An 18,451-nucleotide genomic window follows, 5' to 3' on the forward strand; every position below is an offset into this window, starting at 1 on the left:
TTTTAATTATATTGCCATCAGGGGCCAAAATCAACTTAGTTTTTATAATTTTCTGATAAATATTTATCAGTTTTTCACCGATATTATGAATAAATTCGCAACATTTTCATAATAATGAGAAATTATGGAAGAATAATGGTATGATATTTCCGTATATTAACAAACTAGGAGTGGGAGAATGAGGCAAAGACAAATCGAAGAATATGAAATCAATCCATGCACCATGTTCATTAAGCCGTTCATGTATGGAACAAAGGTTTACTCGCAAATAGCAGAAATTGATGACGAGTACCTTTCACCCTTCAAGCCGATCGAGATTATCAAGAAGAGCTGCGAATACTTCGGAAGCTCTTTTGAAGGGCGTAAAGAAGGAACAAGGCAGCTCATCGGCATCACCCATAAGGTTCCCATTGTCATAGACCCTACGAACTTCATTTATTTTTTCCCCACCACCTCGCCAAACCGGCCTGAGTGCATCTGGATTTCCCATGAACATGTATTGCACCATACCCGGACATCCACCGAAGACACGCTCGTCACTTTCCGAAATAAACTTTCCTACCCGTTCCCTATTTCCTACAGTTCCTTTGAAAACCAATTGCTTCGCACGGCGTTGCTGAGGACCAAGCTGATGCAGCGGATTGAGCATATGGAGAGGAAGTCCTTCTATTTCCAAAAATCAAAAATGATGGAAGCCTCGGAACAGCACCGTGAATATGGACAGTTTATTGATTACCGGAACAGGGGCTAGTGGATCGATTCTCCTGGACGGGACAGATGCCTGCCAATCAAATAATATTCCATCAGTTCCTGGACTTTGTTCCGGATGCGCGGGTTAAAGTAGTTATGATATTCCTCATAGCCTTTATACAGGAACAGGAACATAGTAAAGGCATCGTCCCGTTTCGTTTCCATCACTTTCAGCTGATGGGTTTTCATATACGCTTTTACCCCCGCAAGTTCCTTCTGGACTGCCTTCATTGTTTCCTCAACCAATTCCAGGTAAGGTTTCCTCAGTTTGAACGGGCTCGCTTGAATGACGGAAAGATCCCGGTTCAGGACAGTCAGCACCATCGGCAGGTAAATGGCCTGCTCCATCATATCCCGGTCTTTCTCAGGTATTCTTGTCATCTTACCCCGGCTCCCTTCACAAAAACAGAACGTTTGTTCGTAATAATCATACAAAATCTGTTTGGAAATCGCAATAGCCAAGGAGGGGGCACTGGGCATATGGGTATTAATAATCCAGAAAACCTTATTTCTTTTAAAAATTTCCTCCCCTTCCAATCAAGTAGTATTCCTTTCAGTTCTTCTTTTTATCGAGGAGCGGAAAGAATTTTTTCTATTTTAAGAAAATAAGAAGGAAAAAGTATTTCTGTTATCGAAATACTTTATTACTACATAAAGAAGGTGGGAAAATGATGGGCGAGACAGGAATTAAAGCGGAGCATTTATATGAATTAAAGTCGCTTGCCGACCCGAGGCTTTCACCTAACGGCTCGGTTTGCGCCTTTACGGAAACAGGCATTTGCGAAGAAAAGGGAGATTACTTTTCGAATATTTTCACAGTGGATACAGACGGGAATAAGCGTCCAGTCCAATGGACATACGGAAAAAATAAGAACCATTCGCCGCGCTGGTCCCCGGACGGCTCGCAGCTAGCCTTTGTATCCAATCGAAGCGGTAAGAACCAAATCTATGTCATCGGTACGGGCGGCGGGGAAGCAAAGCAGCTGACCGACCTTCCGAATGGAGCGGGGTCACCTGTATGGTCCCCGGATGGAAAACGCATTGCTTTTCAGGCCTCGGTGGAAAATGGGAAAAAGGTAACCGATAAAGAGGAAGAAAAGAAAGAGAAAGACAAGAACAAGCTTGAACCGCTTGAAGTAACCAAAATGAAATATAAATCGGATGGGGAAGGTTTCTGGAAAGGGAAATACAGGCAAATCGCGGCGGTTGATGTGGAAACCGGCGAAGTCACCCAGCTGACGGACGGGCAGTACGACCATTATCTGTTCTGCTGGGCCCCCGATGGAAAGCGACTCGCAGTAGGCGCAGATTACAGCGAGGATAAGGATAACTCATTCAGGCTCGACCTTTACTTCCTTAATCCGGAATCGGGCGAGCTTAGGAAAATCGATTCGGGAGAACTCTCCTTCTCAAATGCTTCCTGGTCCCCGGACGGAAGGACAATCGCACTGTCGGGCCATAACATGGAGTATAAAAATGCGACATTGTCGAGGGTTTGGCTGTATGATGTTGAATCGGAATCGTTTACCTGTGTTACAGGCGATCTTGATGCGACGATCGCGCCGGTGCTCGGGGGCGATTTCCTCCAGGGCACCGTTCCGCCGGGAATCCTTTGGGCGGACGACAGCAAGAGTTTTTATTTTATCGTCAGCGACCTTGGAAACACGGTAGTCTATTACGGAAACGTAGATGGGGAACTTTACCCCGCCCTTCTCGAAAACCAGTATGTATATGGGATGTCGCTTGACGGCAAAAACCAGCGCGCCGCGGTTGCCATCAGCAGGCCGGATGAACCGGGCGACCTGTATACGCTCGAGATTACAACCGGCGAGCTGACGAGGCTTACTTCAATCAATGAAGAATTTTTGAAAGACAAAAGCCTTTCCGTGCCGGAAGCGATCAGCTTCGAAGCGGAAGACGGCGTTGAACTCCATGGCTGGATCATGAAGCCTGCCGACTTCGAGGAAGGGAAGAAATATCCGCTCATCCTTGAAATCCACGGCGGCCCGCACACGATGTACGGAAATACGTACATGAATGAATTCCAGATCCTTTCTTCAAGGGGATATGCAGTTCTTTACATCAATCCGCGCGGGAGTCACGGTTACGGTCAGGAATTTGTCGACGCGGTCCGTTCCGATTACGGCGGCGGGGATTACAGGGATTTGATGAGGGCTGTCGATTACGCATTGGAAACGTATGACTTTATCGATGAAAACCGCCTCGGTGTTACGGGCGGGAGCTATGGCGGGTTTATGACCAACTGGATCGTCGGCCACACGAACCGTTTCAAGGCGGCCGTTACCCAGCGTTCAATTTCCAACTGGGTCAGCTTCTATGGTGTCAGTGATATCGGCTACTATTTCACAGAATGGCAGATTGGTTCGGGCCTCGAGGATATTGAGAGGCTTTGGAAGCATTCGCCGCTCGCCTATGTTGAAAATGTTGAAACCCCGCTGTTGATCCTTCATAGCGAGAAGGATTACCGCTGCCCAATCGAGCAGGCCGAGCAGCTGTATATTGCCCTGAAGCGCCTGAAAAAGGAAACGAAATTCATTCGCTTCCCTGAGGAAAACCACGAGCTTTCACGGAGCGGCAGGCCCAACCTGCGGATTGCCCGCCTGAACTATATTGTTGACTGGTTTGATGGGTATTTAAAGTGATTCAACTCGTTTGCTCTTTATGATTCAAGATTGGAAAAGCCCCTTTTCAATGGAGTATTGTTAAAAGGGGCACTCAATTTGGATAGTAAATTTTATGAAAAGCCGTCCGTCATCCGCGGGCGGCTTTCTGTTGGTTCTAAAAAAGATTCGGACAGCAAACCGCGTTTTGACCGGATGCGTGTCCAAATCATGTGGGGATTCGGACAGCAAACTTATTTTTCAACGGGTCCGAGTCCAAAACAGGGAGGGGGGAGTAAGTCCCCGTTCAACGCCATTCCTGAATATTCGACTTATTTCATCATCAAATTAGGAATACGGCGAAAAAATTGGTAAGATAAATCCATCTGACATGCCGTATCCAGCATTTAAGGGACGGCACCACTATTCATCGAATTCATAGGATTGGACGGGATCTGGATGAGATACGAACAAAGGCAACAGCGCAGAAGGAAAAAAAGCGTTTGGAAACCCATTCTCGGCATCATTGCCCTCCTGATTTTAAGCATAGGGGCATATTCCTATTTTCAATATAAGCAGGGGGTTAAGCAGTCCGAAAAAGTGATTGGCGACAAGAAAAAACAAGAATACACATTCTCCGGCCAAAAGGACCAGTATGGCGGAACCAATATCCTGCTCCTCGGCATTGATAAGGATGGCGGCAGGAACTCAAGGTCCGATTCGATCATGATTGCCCACTACAATCAGGGAAAGGGCACGTACAAATTGACATCGATCATGCGCGATTCGTATGTGGACATCCCGGGACATGGGAAGCACAAAATCAATGCAGCATTCGCAATGGGCGGGCCTGAGCTTTTAAGGAAAACGATCAAGGAGAACTTTGATCTGGACATCCAATATTATGCAATCATTGATTTCCAGGGCTTTGTGCAGGTAATCGACGAGGCCTTCCCTGAAGGAGTTGAAATCAATGTTGAGAAAGAGATGAGCGAATACATTGGCGTGAGGCTCGAGCCTGGGCTTCAACGCCTGGATGGGGAGCATTTGCTTGGCTATGCCCGCTTCCGCCACGATGCGGTTGGGGATTTTGGCAGGGTTGAACGCCAGCAAAAAGTAGTCAGCAAGGTTGCCAGCGATTTATCAAGTGTGGAAATGGTTCCGAAGCTTCCGAAACTGGTCGGCATTGTCGTCCCGTTTGTCAATACGAACATGAGCACCGGCGATATGCTGTTCATGGCGAAAGGTTTCATTGGAAAAGGGAAAGAGGATATCCAGACCTTCCGGATTCCTGTTAAAAACGGTTATTCGGATGCCCGGGTTAGCGGAGAAGGCGCTGTCCTTAAGATTGATGTCCAAAAAAACCGGGAAGCGCTTCACCAGTTTATTACAGAATGATGATATTTTGCCCCCAAAAGATTAAAAAAGAAGCAAAAAGGATATAAAAAAAGAAGCTGGCTATAAGGAGTTTCAAATGGATGTCGAAGTACTGAAATCATGGTTTACACTGGAAAACATCATGGATCTTATCCGGGAGTACAGGTCTTTCGGTCCAATCCCCGGAATCATTTTGCCGATGCTCGAAGCATTCCTGCCATTCCTGCCTTTATTCCTGTTCGTGATGGCAAACGCGAGCGCATTCGGCCTTTGGTTTGGATTCCTGTATTCGTGGGTGGGAGCCTGTACAGGGGCCATGCTCGTTTTTATCCTGTTCCGGCGCTATGGCCAAGGAAGATTCCTGGCCTTTTTGCAAAAGCATCCCGCAGTCAGGAAGCTAATGAATTGGGTCGAACGGCATGGATTTGGGCCGCTGTTCCTTATGTTGTGTTTCCCGTTTACTCCTTCCGCGGTCGTAAACATCGTAGCCGGCCTGTCAAAAATCAGCATTAAGCAGTATATGCTTGCTGTCCTGGCGGGTAAGATGGTAATGATTTTTACAATTAGCTTCATTGGCTATGATATCCATTCGCTCTTTACCCAGCCAATCAGGACGCTGGCTATGGCTGTGATCATCTTCATTCTCTGGCTTGCCGGCAAGCAGATTGAACGAAGGCTTAACATGGCAACTAGAAAGCGCGAATGACTTTTTGCGGGGGCGGTACGTTTTGGCACGATGGAAAAAGGAAGCAGTCGAGTGGATAAAGGCCTTCCTGGTTGGGATCATTATTTTTGTATTGATCAGGTCCTTCTTTTTCGCGAATTATGTGGTCGAAGGCGAATCGATGATGCCTACCTTGAAGGATGGAAATAAGCTTGTCGTGAATAAAATCGGCTACCAGATTGGAGACCTGCACAGGTTCGATGTGATTGTCTTCCATGCGAACAAGCGTGAAGATTATGTAAAGCGCATCATAGGGCTTCCGGGAGATGAAATTGAATACAGAGCCGACCGCCTATACATCAACGGGAAGGAATTCGACGAGCCTTTTCTGGAACCGTACAGGAAGGAAATCCTTGGCGAGGCGCTTACTGGCGATTTCACCCTTAAGGAACTTACCGGGAAACTGAAGGTGCCGGAAGGGAAACTGTTCGTCATGGGCGACAACCGGCTTGAAAGCTGGGACAGCAGGCATTTCGGATTCATTCCCGCGAAAAATGTAGTTGGGAAAGTAAACCTTCTATATTGGCCAATCACGGATTTAGCCGTTTCTTTGTAAAAACCCTGCGCAGCGGGGTTTTTTACATTTCATCTATTTCCTTCATGTGGCAGTTCCCGGGCAAACATTTGTGCCCCTTTTTATGGTAAAATAAAAAGTATGATGAAAAAGGACGGAGGGGACACGAATGTCTCTTAGAATGCTGATTGGGAGAGCCGGCAGCGGAAAGACGCTTACATGCATTGACGAAATAAAAAGCAGGCTGGCCGAAAGCCCGGAAGGCCCGGCAATCATCTATCTCGTACCGGAACAAATGACGTTCCTGTCGGAATATAGGCTTGCAACCGATCAAACGATCGGCGGGATGATCCGCGCCCAGGTGTACAGTTTCACAAGGCTTGCATGGCGGGTTCTCCAGGAGACGGGAGGTTCCAGCAGGTACCACTTAAGCAGTGTCGGCTTGAATATGCTGATCCGAAAAATCATTGAGGAGCAGAAGGACCAGCTTCGCCTCTTCAAGCGCGCGGCCGACAAGAACGGCTTTATCCAGCAGGTCGAGGAAATGCTCATGGAGTTTAAACGTTATTGTATTGATCCGGAAAACCTTGCCGCGAGCCGCGCCAAGATAGGGAGCGAAGGAAGGATGGACAAATCGCTCTCCGACAAGATGCACGATTTGGAAATCATTTATAAACATTTTCAAGATACAGCTTCCGGAAAATACATTGATTCAGAAGATTACTTCCGACTGCTTGCCGAAAAAACAGCAAGTTCACGGTATCTTAAGGACGCCGAAGTCTATATTGATGGATTTTACAGCTTCACCCCCCAGGAATACCGGATTATTGGGGAGCTATTAAAGGTTTGCAAAAGCGTGACCGTCACGCTCACCCTTGACAGGCCGTGCCCGGACAAGGCACCGGATGAGCTGAATTTGTTCAGGATGTCCGGCGAAACGTGCAAAAACCTCTTTGACCTAGCCCGGAATGAACGGATTGAAATGGAAGGCCCAATCATCCTCGGCGACCAAAGGCGCTGGACGAATGGCGGGCTGCGGCATTTGGAGGGCCATTTTGACTCCAGGCCGGCGAAGCCGTACGAAGGAGATTGCGGCATAACCGTCATTCAGGCCGTCAACCGGCGCGCCGAGGTTGAAGGGATCGCCAGGGAAATTAGGAGGCTTGTAAGGGAAGATGGATACCGCTATCGTGATATTGCGATTCTCATGCGGAATGGGGGCGACTATCATGAAACGGTTGAACCTGTTTTTTATGATTATGAGATTCCATATTTCATAGACCAGAAAAGGACGATGCTTAATCATCCGCTGGTCGAACTGATTCGATCCTCCCTTGAGGCAGTCAACGGACATTGGGGTTATGAGGCGGTTTTCCGGGCGGTTAAAACAGAGCTTTTATTCCCGCCGGGCGTCAGCACGGCGAGGATGAGGAGGCAGATGGACAAGCTAGAAAACTATGTGCTGTCACATGGGATACAGGGGAAAAAATGGACAGGGAAGGAACGCTGGAGGTATAGGAGGATACGTGGGCTCGATTTTGTTTCAACGGTCCAGACAAACGAGGAAATCCGGATGGAACAGGAGCTTAACGAACTCCGCCTGATCATCTCAACTCCACTTATGAGGCTTTCAAGAAGGCTGAAACGGGCGGGGTCCGGCCGGAAAATGTGCGAGGCTGTCTTTCTTCTCCTGGAAGAACTGGATATTCCCGCGAAGCTTGAAAACTGGAAAGCCGAAGCGGAGGCGGAAGGCAATCTTGTCAAGGGCCGGGAGCACGACCAGGTGTGGAACGCCATTATCGATTTATTGGACCAGTATGTTGAAATGCTTGGCGACGAACCTGTTGCCCCGCGCCAATTCGCTTCCATCTTGGACGCGGGCCTTGAGTCGCTGGAATTTTCGCTCGTCCCGCCGGCAATTGACCAGGTAATGGTAGCGAACCTCGATAAATCGCGCCTTGCCGAAATTAAAGTCGCTTTTGTGCTTGGCTTGAACGAAGGAGTCCTGCCGGCGAAGATTTCCGATGACGGCATCCTCGGGGACGCTGATAGGGACATGCTCGCGCTGGCTGGGGTGAAGATTGGCCCTGGCAGCACGGAACGCCTGCTTGATGAAAATTTTATCGCCTACAAGGCATTTGTGACCCCAGCCGACAAACTGTACATCAGCTATCCGCTCGCCAATGCCGAGGGAAAGTCGCTGATTCCGTCTTCCTATATTAAAAGAATGGAAGACTTGTTTCCGGGCTGTGATAAATGGATGATTGTCGCGGATCCCGCGGATTTGAACGAGGAGGAGCAGCTTTCGTTTGTGAGCAGCAAGGAAACCGCGCTAGCCTATTTAACGTCCCAGCTGCAGCTGAAGCAGCGGAATTACCCAATCTACACCTTCTGGTGGGATGTGTACAATTATTTTGCGGAAAACCCTCGCCTGAGGGGGAAGGCGCGAACGGTACTTTCAAGCCTCTTCTATACGAATAGGACCGTGAAACTTCCTTCCAGCCTGGCCGCGGAGCTGTATGGGGAGGATATCCAGGGAAGCGTGTCAAGGATGGAGCTATTCAATAGCTGCCCATTCTCCCACTATATTCAGCATGGCCTTAAGCTCCGCGACCGCCAGATTTACAAGCTCGATGCCCCGGACATTGGCGAATTGTTTCACGCGGCCTTGAAATATATTGCCGAGACGGTAAACGAGCAGAATATCTCATGGGCGGACCTGTCAAAGGTGCAATGTGAAAATCTCGCCAAAAGCGCAGTCGCGGCAATCGCGCCGCGCCTTCAAAATGAAATCCTGCTGAGTTCGCAAAGGCATCACTACATTAAGAGGAAGCTCGAACAAATCATTACTAGGGCATCCGTCGTGCTAAGCGAGCATTCGAAATTGAGTGAGTTTGAGCCAGTTGGCCTTGAGGTTGGGTTTGGGCGTGGTGGAAAGCTTCCCCCTCTCGAATTCAATCTTAAAAATGGCAGCAGAATGGAGCTCACCGGAAGAATCGACCGTATTGACAGGGGCGAAGGGAAGAATGGCGAGTATTATTTAAGGGTTATCGATTATAAATCTAGCAGCAGAGGCCTTAACCTGTCGGAGGTCTATTACGGCATTGCCCTTCAGGTGCTTACTTATCTCGATATCGCCATATCGAACTCGGCGCTATTGGTCGAAAAGGTAGCGGAGCCGGCAGGCGTGTTCTACTTCCATGTGCATAATCCGATGGTCAATACGACGCGGAGACTGTCCGAAGAGGAAATCGAAAAGGAAATTCTGAAGAAGTTCAAGATGAGCGGCCTCGTCCTTGAAGATGAGGAAGTGATTCGTCTTATGGACAAGAGCCTTGAGAGCGGGGACTCACAAATTATTTCCGCGGGTTTTAAAAAGGACGGAACCCTGACAAAAGCGTCTAAAACAGCGACTGCCGAGGATATTGAGGATCTTCGCAAATTTGTGCGGAAAGTATACAGTGATACAGGAAACGCGATTATTAGCGGGGAAGTCGGGATTGATCCATACAGACTGAAGGATAAGAGCCCGTGCACATTTTGTTCCTTTAAGCCTGTCTGCCAATTTGATGAATCAATCGATGGCAGCAAGTACCGCAGGCTTGTTCCGCAAAATGACGAAGAAGCGCTTGAACTGATTAGAAGGGAGGTTAGGGAAGATGAGTAACGTTTCGATACCGCCGATGCCGGCGGGCCTGAAATGGACCGGCGACCAATGGAAAGCCATTATGGCGAAGGATACCGACATCCTTGTCGCCGCAGCGGCAGGTTCGGGAAAGACAGCCGTCCTGGTTGAACGGATCATCCAGAAAATACTGTCACCGGACGACCCTGTTGATGTGGACCAGCTCCTCGTTGTAACGTTTACGAATGCATCCGCAGCGGAAATGCGCCACCGGATTGGGGAAGCGCTTGAGAAAGCCATCAACGAAGACCCGGATTCGAAGCATTTGCGAAGGCAGATCAGCTTGCTGAACAAAGCGGCGATTTCGACCCTTCACTCCTTTTGCCTTGATGTAGTGAGGAAATATTATTATTTGATCGACGTGGACCCTGGCTTTAGGATTGCAGATGAAACGGAAGCCCAGCTTCTCCGTGATGAAGTCCTCGATGGCCTGTTCGAAGAGGAATATGGGACAAAGGATAATGAGCCATTCTTCCGCCTCGTCGATACTTTTACTTCAGACAGGACGGACGATGCACTGCAGGAGATTGTCGCAGCGATTTTTGATTTTGCCCGCTCCAATCCGGATCCTGACCGATACCTTGATGGCATTGTTTCCATGTATGGCACAAAGAATATATCAAAGATTGAGGAGCTTCCGTTTATCGGTTCGCTTCTTTTCGATATTGAACTCCAGCTAAAAAGCGCGCGTCAATTCGCGGAAAAAGCTATGGCGGTCACGATGCTTCCCGACGGTCCGGCTCCTTACGCGGATGCCTTGGCGGACGATATGAGGCTGATCGATTCACTGCTTGCGGCCAGCGACTCATGGGATGCGCTGTATGCGGCGATGCAAACGATCGATTTTACAAAAGCAAAGTCCATTAAAAAGGGAACAGCGGATGAAGAACTAAAGAAGAAAGCCGGAAAGTTCCGTGATAAAGCCAAAAAAATCGTTACATCCCTAAGAGATGAGTTGTTTTCAAGAAGGCCTGAAAGCTTCCTCCGGGACATGGAGGAAATGAAACCGGTCATTGTGACGCTTACTGGCCTGGTCAGGAAGTTTTCGATAAGATTCGAAGAGGCAAAACGGGAAAGAGGCATTGCCGATTTTTCCGACCTTGAGCATTATTGCCTGGAAATCCTCGTCCAGGGCGGGGTGGAAGAGGGATTGGCTCCTTCGGCCGCGGCGCTATCATTCCAGGAGCGGTTCCGAGAAGTGCTCGTGGATGAATACCAGGATACGAACATGGTCCAGGAAACGATCCTGAACCTTGTTTCGGGAGGCCATGGTGAAAGAGGAAATCTGTTCATGGTCGGGGACGTCAAGCAATCGATCTACCGATTCAGGCTAGCGGAGCCCAACCTGTTCCTCGGAAAATACAACCGCTTTTCCAAGGATGGTTCGGCAGGAGGATTAAGGATTGACCTGGCTAAAAATTTCCGGAGCAGGCAGGAAGTCCTGGATGCGACAAACTATTTGTTCAGGCAGATCATGGGCGTAAAAGTAGGAGAAATTGAATACGGTGAGGATGCGGAACTGAGGCTTGGGGCCGATTATCCGAAAGAGCCATTCCCTGTCGAGATGCTGGTCATTGACCAGGGTTCGAAAAACGGAGGAGCGGACGAGGACGATGTTGAGCCGGAAGGCGAGGAACTGGATGCCGAAGAATTGGAGCAGTCACAGCTTGAAGCGAGGGCAATGGCAGCGCGGATAAAGGAAATGATTGCAGCCGGGCGGCAGGTCTATGAAGCAAAGACAAAAACAACGAGGCCAATCCGCTACCGTGACATTGTCATCCTGCTGCGCTCGATGACGTGGGCGCCGCAAATCATGGAAGAATTCAAACAGCAGGGATTACCGATTTATGCAAACCTGTCAACGGGTTACTTCCAGGCAACAGAGGTCGCGGTCATGATGTCCCTCCTCAGGGTAATCGACAACCCGTACCAGGATGTTCCGCTTGCGGCCGTCCTGAGGTCGCCGATTGTCGGACTGGATGAGAAGGAACTGGCAATTATTAAAATCCATGATAAAAAGGGTGCGTTCTGGGACAGTGTCATCGCGTTTTGCGCATCGAACCCCCCTCTGGAACAAGAAGGGCTCCACGAAAAAATTTGCCGATTCAGCGAACAGCTCGAAGGGTGGAGGTCTCTCGCGAGGCAGGGATCCCTGTCCGAACTAATCTGGCAGCTTTACAGGGACACCGGATATTATGATTTTGCCGGCGGACTGCCTGGGGGAAAACAGCGGCAGGCAAACCTCCGCGCCCTTTATGACAGAGGAAGGCAGTACGAGGAAACGTCATTTAGGGGATTGTTCAGATTCCTCCGTTTCATTGAACGGATGATTGATCGGGGGGATGATCTGGGGGCGGCAAGGGCGCTCGGGGAACAGGAAGATGTTGTCCGCATCATGACCATCCATTCAAGCAAGGGGCTGGAATTCCCAGTTGTATTCATTGCGGGACTTGGCAGGAGTTTCAATATGATGGACATACGCAGCTCCTATATGCTTGACAAGGAATTCGGGTTTGCAACGAAATATATCAACCCCGAAAAGAGGATTGCCTATCCATCACTTCCCCAGCTCGCATTCAAACGGAAGAAACGGATCGAAATGCTCGCCGAGGAGATGCGCGTCCTTTATGTCGCGATGACTCGGGCAAAAGAAAAGCTGTACTTGATTGCCACCGTCAAGGATGCTGAAAAGAAATTAAGCCAATGGGAAGATATCGCATCCTATCCCGGTTGGCTGCTGGAGGATGCCGACAGGGCTTCTGCGAAAGGATATTTTGATTGGATCGGGCCGGCGCTTGTCCGTCATAGGGATTGCGCTGTGCTCCGCTTTGGGGAATCAAGCCCGGGGGTGCCCGGTTCAATTTCTAACGATGAATCCCGATGGTCAGTCGCGCTGCTTGACGCTGAAGATCTAAGAGGCGTGGGTGAGCAAGCTGAAACGGCTGGGGATGATTTAATGGAGCGGGTGCGGGACATTCAGCTCGTGCCTGAAACCTCAAACCGGGAACCTGAAGTAAGGGCGAGGCTGAATTGGGAATACCACTACCGTGATGCCTCGAGCCACAGGGCAAAGCAGAGTGTGTCAGATATGAAACGGAATCGGGAATTGGCGGATGAGGCAAGCGGAACCGACCTTATTAAAAAGGCAAGAAAGACCATTCTTGAACGGCCACGGTTCATGCAGGAAAAATCACTGAGCGCAGCCGAGCGAGGCACCGCATTGCACAGTGTCATGCAGCATGTGAGGCTAGACCAGCCAATAACCGAGGATTCCATCGCATTGCTGGCCAGCCAAATGGTTGCGGCGGAGCTTTTGACTGAGGAGCAGCGCGAGGTCATCGAACCTTCCCTGATTGTGAAATTCTTTGAATCCAGGCTGGGCCAAAGGCTCCTTTCCGCGAAAAAGGTTTACCGGGAAGTGCCGTTTACCGCTTCACTTGCCTCTAAGGAAGTTTATCCTGACTGGAAGGATGAAAATGAACAAATTTTTATACAAGGGATCATCGACTGCCTTTTTGAAGATAGTGAAGGGCTGGTCATGATTGATTTCAAGTCCGACCGGATTACAGGGCGTTTCCAGAGCGGATTTGAGGGCGCGGCGCCAATCCTTGCCGACCGTTACCGCCTGCAGATTGACCTGTATACCAGGGCGCTCGAGAAAATCTGGAAGCGCACTGTCGATGAGCGGTACCTCTTCTTCTTTGATGGTGCCCACATCCTGAAAATTGAAAGGGAATAGTGAATCGGCAAAAAAAAGACATGAACCGCTAGTTCATGTCTTTTTTAAATTATTTTCTTATTTATTCCCCGTCATTGGCTGGTCGATCAGCTTCGTATCAAGGACATTCGTTCCGCTGACCGCGCTGCCGGTCGCGACGAAAATGCCTATGTTCGCGCTGCCTGCGCCGTCAAAGGACTTTGAAGTACTTTTGGGGGAAATATTTAAAACGTCTCCAAAATTGACAGTTCCACCAGTTAAATTTTGAATAGTTACCGGTCCAATCAGTGCCGGCATAAACTCACACGCCTTTCGTGCGCTGTTGTAAAAAACGATTTATTTGGTTTCCTCCCGTTCCAGGAGCTGCCTCAGATGATGGATCCGGGCTTCCATGCTGATATAGGGGGTGCTCCCAACCTGTATAATGGATGCCGCCGAAAGCCCTTTGACATTGATGGTGCCCACTCGGATGACCGGTTTCTCCTGGAACGTATCCATGATGACAGGTTCATGAATGACAGGGAGGGGAACCGGCTCTGAAAATACCTTGAACTGCGCAAAATCCCCTTCGTCATCAAAAAAGAGTTCCGCTTCCCGCTGGACGGCAAGCGCCCGGGAATTCCCGAATATTCTCATCGCGTCCCCGATTAGGATTGTCGAAGAAAATAAGGCTGATTTTACAAAAATTGAATCAACTTTCGATATCCTTTGAAGCATGATTTTACGATCCTCGGCTCAAAGGAACAAATGGCCCGATAATCAGGGATTCCGCCGGGGTATCAAACGCCGATGCAAGCTGGATGGTTTGCGCGTCCCCAACGAGGAGCATGGAGGAACTGGAAACCCCAATGATCCGGATGCTGCCGACTGAAAGTTCCCTGTTGTACGTTTGAAAAATCATTGTTGTTCACCTTCTTTCATATTGGCGGGCAAATTAGTGAAAAATGCGACAACCCCATTTTCAATTTCCTTTTTCAGGGCTTCTGCGGTTTTAGTGATTGAAGCTTCATCTTGCCCGGCTCCACCAGCCTTCCTTAAATGGGCTTCAATCCTGCCGTGGAGCTGTTTTTTTATGTCATTTTGAATGAAGGAAAGGTAGGACCCTGCATGCTGCAGGCCCAGTTTTGCTTCCTGTGAGGAAACAAATCCCGGCAGCTCCGACTCAATGTACCGGTTGATTTCTTCCTCGACTTGCATACCCCTCTTCATCATTTCCATTGGTGGGAGGGCCATCCCAGGCTGGCCATTCTGAATGGCAAAATCCTCGATTCCTTGCAAATCCTGTGGATTAAGGCCAATGCTGAGCGTACCCTCCAATGTTTCAACTTTCAGCTGATCAAATTTATATTGAATCGTTCCTACATGGATTGGCGGTTTTTCTTTCAGCTGCCTTATTTCATCCTCGGCGCACCTAAGGGAATTTTCGAGGACTGAAATTCTTTGTTCATAGAGTTGGAGTTGGCCTTGCATCCATTGGAGAATTTGATAGAAATCCACGGTTCACACCTCTTTTCATCAACCTGGCAACTGATCCCTTTTAAAGGGGAACAGCAGGAGTTTCAATCAATGGCAGTTTTTCTTCTTCGCCAGGGGCGGGCGCCGGAAAGCTGAACGGTTTTTGCGCAGCCGGGGCAGGCCCGGTGAAACCTCCGGTATTGGCAAGATAGGAAGCGGGTTTAATAATCCCGGCGCTCCCGATTTGAAAAACGGAGGAATTCGAAATCCCGCCGATTCTTATGGAATTAATCTGGATTGTTTGCTGGATATAAAAATTCAATGCCGGCCACCTCACTAAATATTGAATGCGATAGGCTGGTCAATCCCATCAGTGTCATACACATTCGTTGAACTTACGCTATTCAGGTTGCTAATAGCTTCCCCGGTATTAAAAGACCCGGCTCCGGAAAAAGTTTTCGCGCTGGAGATGGGAGATAGGTTGAGGACATCCCCAATGTTCATAACGGCGCTCGATGCAATGTTAATGACCTGGACAATCCCTACGATCGCTGGCATAGACTACACCCTTTAAATTATTCTTCTATTATCGTATGTACATAGCCCGGGAATGTGAGAGGCGTGAGTTAAAAACAGAAATTGGATAGGAAAATGAGTGCGAATTGGCAATAACTACTATATAATTACGGAATGCCCAGGAAATAACCGGGGTGGCGGATTTTTTTAGAAAAATACTTAAAAATGCAAAATGGACGGGGGAGTGCGTTTTGGACGTTAAACTGGAACCGATTGTGGAAGGAAAACGGATTGCTTCATTGGATATAATGAGGGGGTTTGCGATACTTGGAATTTATCTTGTCAATATGCTGAGCTTCCACTCCCCGTATGTATTCATCGACCCGCTCGCATGGTGGAACAAAGGTATTGACCGCATCACTTATGTGTTTATAGACGTATTTGCCCAGGCGAGCTTTTACCCGTTGTTCTCGATGCTTTTTGGGTACGGGCTCATGCTAATGAGGGAACGGGCAATCGGGCGAGGAGCCAATTTCAGAGTGTTCTCCGCGAGAAGGCTTTCCTTTTTACTCGCCGTGGGTATAGTCCACGCATTCCTCGTATGGCCGGGGGATATTTTGATTACTTACGCTTGCATTGGTTTTATTGCCCTGTTTTTCTTGCGGTTTAGCGCCAAGGCGATTCTTATTTCTGCCTTAACAATCTATATTGTTCCAAATTTGCTTCTTGGCCTTCTCCTGTTGCTTGCTGACACGGTTGGACCGGTTGAAAACCCATGGCAATTATACAAAGCTGATGCACAAAAATCGCTTGAAGTTTATGGGAATGGTTCATACCAGGCAATTACGGATATGAGGATATACGAATGGAACTTTGCCAATAGCCCGGATACAATCCTAATTACCTTATTCACTATTTTGCCGCTCTTTTTGATAGGGGCCTCTGTTGCAAAATTCAGGTGGCTCGAGGAACCGGAAAGGCACTTGAAAAAGTTTAAGGCGGTTGCATTCGGGCTGATTCTGCCAGCCATGGCTCTGAAAACATTGCCGTATTACGGGTGGGAAGGCTACAGCGCGGACTTTTTCCAGGACTTTTTCGGAGGGCCGCTGCTGGCTATATGGTATGCGGCAATTATAGTCCTTACCGCTGGGAAAATGCGGTCCGCGACTAGCCTGCTTGCCAATGTTGGCAGGATGTCGATGACAAATTATTTGTTCCAATCCGTTTTGTCCACGTTCATTTTTTATGGATATGGAGGCGGTCTTTATGGCAAGGTATCGGCTACGCAGGGAACCCTTCTTGTTTTGGTTGTTTTCATAATTCAAATCGTTATTAGCAGCATTTGGCTGAATAAATACCGGTACGGCCCTATGGAATGGATGTGGCGGAGTTTCACGTATTTCAAGCTTCAAAAATTGCGGAGGAGGGAGAATGCGTGAAAAGGATTGCAATCATTGGAAGCGGCGGAGCAGGGAAAAGCACGTTTGCCAGGAAACTGGGCAAAAAACTTGGTAAAAAGGTTTATCATTTGGACGCCCTCTTTTGGAAGCCGGGCTGGGTTCCGATGGACCGGAACGATTTTCTCCACCTGCAGAATGGCATCATGGAAGGCGACGAATGGATCATTGACGGAAACTTCGGCGGCACGATGGATGCCAGGCTGGAAAAAGCCGATACGGTCATATTCCTCCATTATTCAACAATCCGCTGCCTCTACAGGGTTGTAAAAAGAAGGATTCAATACCAGGGAAGGACAAGACCCGATATGGGCGAAGGCTGTCCAGAAAAATTGGATTTGGAGTTCATTTCCTGGGTCGCCGGGTATAACCGGAAAAAGGCTCCCTTCATACTTGAAAAGCTTGCTGAATTGAAAGGTAAGCAAATTTATATCTTTACCCGTCCTTCGGAGGCCGAAACTTTTTTAAGGGGGTTAAACGATAAAATAATACAAAATAACTAGCGATTTTATGGCAAAATAATACAAAAGCACTATATTCAATCGTATTTAAACATTTTATGATGTGTGTAAGAGAACAGTCGACAATCTGCGCGCTGTATCTCGATAAAGGCAAAGCTGATGAAAATCAGTGACGCAAAGCTACAGGGGCTAAGGCACGTTTGTGCTATGCCAGCCAGTTACCGAAAGATCAGGGTGCATCATAGGTGTGTTTATTTACCAATGACCCCCCTTTCGGTATAGGCGGGGTCATTTTATTTTACAGGAGGTGAAGAAGGTTGAAGGTCGTGAATCTGTCGAACGGGACGGAAATTGCAGATTCGGTAGCAAACGCCGACAGTTTTTTCAAAAGGCTGAAGGGCCTGATGTTTACAAAGGATCTGCCCGCGGGTCACGGCCTTATCATACAACCCTGCCAATCCATCCACACATTCTTCATGAACTATCCAATCGATGTTGTGTATTTGGACGGAAACAGCATCGTCGTGGGCATTGACGAAAAGATATCGCCCGCAAAAATTGGAAAGGTCCGCCGGAAAGCCCGCTCAGTACTAGAATTGCCGGCGGGTACCATACAGAATACGGACTTGAAAGTGGGACATTGTTTATCTATTAAATAATAAAATTAATTTTAATTTAAAAGGAGCTAATCAAACATGATGAATAAAATGAAAGCATTGCTAACTGAAGAACAAGGACAAGGTATGACTGAGTACGGTTTGGTATTGGGAGTTATCGCGATTGGTGTAGTTGGGCTGCTTGTAGCATTCAAAGGAAAAGTTCTTGCTATTTATAAAGAAGTAACTGATGCATTGGGCGTAACTCCTACAAATCCATAAAAAATGTTCGGAAGTACAGGTTGATTGAAGCGGAGGGCACCGACTCCGGCGGGATGCAGCGGCAAGGTGGAGACCCCACAGGCGTTAGCGCCGAGGAGGCTCCACTGACGCCCCGCGGAAAGCGTGTGCCCGGAGCGGAAATCAACCGCAAGGTTTCAGTGGACACTATAACCTTATGATTCAACCTATATAATTCAAAAGAGTGTTTTGTAATGTAGTAGGTAAGCCTTGCGTTTGAGGAGTCAACGTGGGGCTTTTTTCAATCAGAGATTTGCCCGGAAAAGAGGTTTTTAGA

General features: G+C 48.3%; 19 protein-coding genes and 1 riboswitch. Of the genes, 12 read left to right on the top strand and 7 right to left on the bottom strand.

The features are described from left to right. Positions 1-178: 178 nt before the first annotated feature. Positions 179-751, top strand: coding sequence for a competence protein ComK (locus DRW41_RS17385; protein ID WP_115453297.1), 573 nt, complete (start codon positions 179-181; stop codon positions 749-751). On the opposite strand, the gene DRW41_RS17390 is transcribed toward DRW41_RS17385, so the two are convergent. Beyond that, on the bottom strand, positions 748-1,131 hold the full coding sequence (locus DRW41_RS17390) for a YhjD family protein (protein WP_115453428.1): 384 nt from the start codon (positions 1,129-1,131) through the stop codon (positions 748-750). The two genes, DRW41_RS17385 and DRW41_RS17390, sit on opposite strands and share 4 nt — an antisense overlap. Positions 1,132-1,418: 287 nt before the next feature. On the opposite strand from DRW41_RS17390, the gene DRW41_RS17395 reads away from it, so the two are divergent. The 7 genes from DRW41_RS17395 (at position 1,419) to addA (ending at position 13,410) form a co-directional block, all read left to right on the top strand. After that, complete coding sequence (locus DRW41_RS17395) at positions 1,419-3,413, top strand: S9 family peptidase (RefSeq protein ID WP_115453298.1); 1,995 nt, start codon at positions 1,419-1,421, stop codon at positions 3,411-3,413. A gap of 78 nt (positions 3,414-3,491) precedes the next feature. After that, the gene (locus DRW41_RS17400; protein WP_115453299.1) at positions 3,492-3,746 is read left to right on the top strand and encodes a hypothetical protein; all 255 of its coding nucleotides are present in this window, start codon (positions 3,492-3,494) and stop codon (positions 3,744-3,746) included. A gap of 84 nt (positions 3,747-3,830) precedes the next feature. Further along, on the top strand, positions 3,831-4,769 hold the full coding sequence (locus DRW41_RS17405; RefSeq protein WP_115453300.1) for an LCP family protein: 939 nt from the start codon (positions 3,831-3,833) through the stop codon (positions 4,767-4,769). A 76-nt stretch (positions 4,770-4,845) separates the two neighbouring features. After that, positions 4,846-5,454 carry a TVP38/TMEM64 family protein gene (locus tag DRW41_RS17410; protein WP_115453301.1) on the top strand — a complete coding sequence of 203 codons (609 nt, stop codon included), beginning with the start codon at positions 4,846-4,848 and terminating at the stop codon, positions 5,452-5,454. Between the two features lie 22 nt (positions 5,455-5,476). Then, positions 5,477-6,028, top strand: coding sequence for a signal peptidase I (gene lepB / locus DRW41_RS17415; protein WP_115453302.1), 552 nt, complete (start codon positions 5,477-5,479; stop codon positions 6,026-6,028). Between the two features lie 127 nt (positions 6,029-6,155). Beyond that, positions 6,156-9,653 (top strand): helicase-exonuclease AddAB subunit AddB, encoded by a 3,498-nt coding sequence (gene addB, locus DRW41_RS17420; protein ID WP_115453303.1) that lies wholly within the window; start codon positions 6,156-6,158, stop codon positions 9,651-9,653. Then, a complete protein-coding gene (gene addA, locus DRW41_RS17425) occupies positions 9,646-13,410 on the top strand; it encodes a helicase-exonuclease AddAB subunit AddA (protein ID WP_115453304.1) in 3,765 nt (1,254 codons plus the stop codon). The genes addB and addA overlap by 8 nt, the downstream gene beginning before the upstream one ends. Before the next feature lie 57 nt (positions 13,411-13,467). Here the strand turns inward: addA and DRW41_RS17430 are convergent, their stop codons facing one another. The 6 genes from DRW41_RS17430 to DRW41_RS17455 are packed head-to-tail and all read right to left on the bottom strand — an operon-like array spanning position 13,468 to position 15,402. Next, a complete protein-coding gene (locus tag DRW41_RS17430; RefSeq protein ID WP_115453305.1) occupies positions 13,468-13,686 on the bottom strand; it encodes a spore germination protein in 219 nt (72 codons plus the stop codon). 39 nt (positions 13,687-13,725) lie between these two features. Continuing rightward, positions 13,726-14,106: a spore germination protein GerPE gene (locus tag DRW41_RS17435; protein WP_115453306.1), complete on the bottom strand. Its 381-nt coding sequence runs from the start codon at positions 14,104-14,106 to the stop codon at positions 13,726-13,728. Between the two features lie 4 nt (positions 14,107-14,110). Next, complete coding sequence (locus tag DRW41_RS17440; protein WP_115453307.1) at positions 14,111-14,290, bottom strand: spore germination protein GerPD; 180 nt, start codon at positions 14,288-14,290, stop codon at positions 14,111-14,113. After that, positions 14,287-14,886, bottom strand: coding sequence for a spore germination protein GerPC (gene gerPC, locus DRW41_RS17445; RefSeq protein WP_115453308.1), 600 nt, complete (start codon positions 14,884-14,886; stop codon positions 14,287-14,289). Before gerPC ends, DRW41_RS17440 begins: the two co-directional genes overlap by 4 nt. Positions 14,887-14,926: 40 nt before the next feature. Beyond that, positions 14,927-15,166, bottom strand: coding sequence for a spore germination protein GerPB (locus DRW41_RS17450; protein WP_115453309.1), 240 nt, complete (start codon positions 15,164-15,166; stop codon positions 14,927-14,929). Between the two features lie 14 nt (positions 15,167-15,180). Further along, positions 15,181-15,402 carry a spore germination protein gene (locus DRW41_RS17455; protein ID WP_115453310.1) on the bottom strand — a complete coding sequence of 74 codons (222 nt, stop codon included), beginning with the start codon at positions 15,400-15,402 and terminating at the stop codon, positions 15,181-15,183. A gap of 209 nt (positions 15,403-15,611) precedes the next feature. On the opposite strand from DRW41_RS17455, the gene DRW41_RS17460 reads away from it, so the two are divergent. The 4 genes from DRW41_RS17460 to DRW41_RS17475 all read left to right on the top strand — a co-directional run bounded on the left by DRW41_RS17460 (position 15,612) and on the right by DRW41_RS17475 (position 18,156). Further along, the gene (locus DRW41_RS17460) at positions 15,612-16,799 is read left to right on the top strand and encodes a DUF418 domain-containing protein (protein ID WP_245959481.1); all 1,188 of its coding nucleotides are present in this window, start codon (positions 15,612-15,614) and stop codon (positions 16,797-16,799) included. After that, on the top strand, positions 16,796-17,320 hold the full coding sequence (locus DRW41_RS17465; protein WP_115453311.1) for a DNA topology modulation protein: 525 nt from the start codon (positions 16,796-16,798) through the stop codon (positions 17,318-17,320). The genes DRW41_RS17460 and DRW41_RS17465 overlap by 4 nt, the downstream gene beginning before the upstream one ends. 97 nt (positions 17,321-17,417) lie before the next feature. After that, positions 17,418-17,504: riboswitch (cyclic di-GMP riboswitch) on the top strand. A 100-nt stretch (positions 17,505-17,604) separates the two neighbouring features. Beyond that, the gene (locus DRW41_RS17470) at positions 17,605-17,937 is read left to right on the top strand and encodes a DUF192 domain-containing protein (RefSeq protein ID WP_245959486.1); all 333 of its coding nucleotides are present in this window, start codon (positions 17,605-17,607) and stop codon (positions 17,935-17,937) included. A gap of 36 nt (positions 17,938-17,973) precedes the next feature. After that, positions 17,974-18,156, top strand: coding sequence for a Flp family type IVb pilin (locus DRW41_RS17475; protein WP_115453313.1), 183 nt, complete (start codon positions 17,974-17,976; stop codon positions 18,154-18,156). Positions 18,157-18,451 lie beyond the last annotated feature (295 nt).

Origin of the sequence: Neobacillus piezotolerans (assembly GCF_003362805.1) — a bacterium.
Lineage (GTDB): Bacteria > Bacillota > Bacilli > Bacillales > Cytobacillaceae > Bacillus_D > Bacillus_D piezotolerans.

Bases quoted from the DNA above. Each gene is read 5' to 3' on its own strand.
- DRW41_RS17385 (WP_115453297.1), top strand. From the start codon at position 179: ATGAGGCAAAGACAAATCGAAGAATATGAAATCAATCCATGCACCATG.
- DRW41_RS17390 (WP_115453428.1), bottom strand. From the start codon at position 1,131: ATGACAAGAATACCTGAGAAAGACCGGGATATGATGGAGCAGGCCATT.
- DRW41_RS17395 (WP_115453298.1), top strand. From the start codon at position 1,419: ATGATGGGCGAGACAGGAATTAAAGCGGAGCATTTATATGAATTAAAG.
- DRW41_RS17405 (WP_115453300.1), top strand. From the start codon at position 3,831: ATGAGATACGAACAAAGGCAACAGCGCAGAAGGAAAAAAAGCGTTTGG.
- DRW41_RS17410 (WP_115453301.1), top strand. From the start codon at position 4,846: ATGGATGTCGAAGTACTGAAATCATGGTTTACACTGGAAAACATCATG.
- addB (WP_115453303.1), top strand. From the start codon at position 6,156: ATGTCTCTTAGAATGCTGATTGGGAGAGCCGGCAGCGGAAAGACGCTT.
- addA (WP_115453304.1), top strand. From the start codon at position 9,646: ATGAGTAACGTTTCGATACCGCCGATGCCGGCGGGCCTGAAATGGACC.
- DRW41_RS17430 (WP_115453305.1), bottom strand. From the start codon at position 13,686: ATGCCGGCACTGATTGGACCGGTAACTATTCAAAATTTAACTGGTGGA.
- DRW41_RS17435 (WP_115453306.1), bottom strand. From the start codon at position 14,106: ATGCTTCAAAGGATATCGAAAGTTGATTCAATTTTTGTAAAATCAGCC.
- DRW41_RS17440 (WP_115453307.1), bottom strand. From the start codon at position 14,290: ATGATTTTTCAAACGTACAACAGGGAACTTTCAGTCGGCAGCATCCGG.
- DRW41_RS17455 (WP_115453310.1), bottom strand. From the start codon at position 15,402: ATGCCAGCGATCGTAGGGATTGTCCAGGTCATTAACATTGCATCGAGC.
- DRW41_RS17475 (WP_115453313.1), top strand. From the start codon at position 17,974: ATGATGAATAAAATGAAAGCATTGCTAACTGAAGAACAAGGACAAGGT.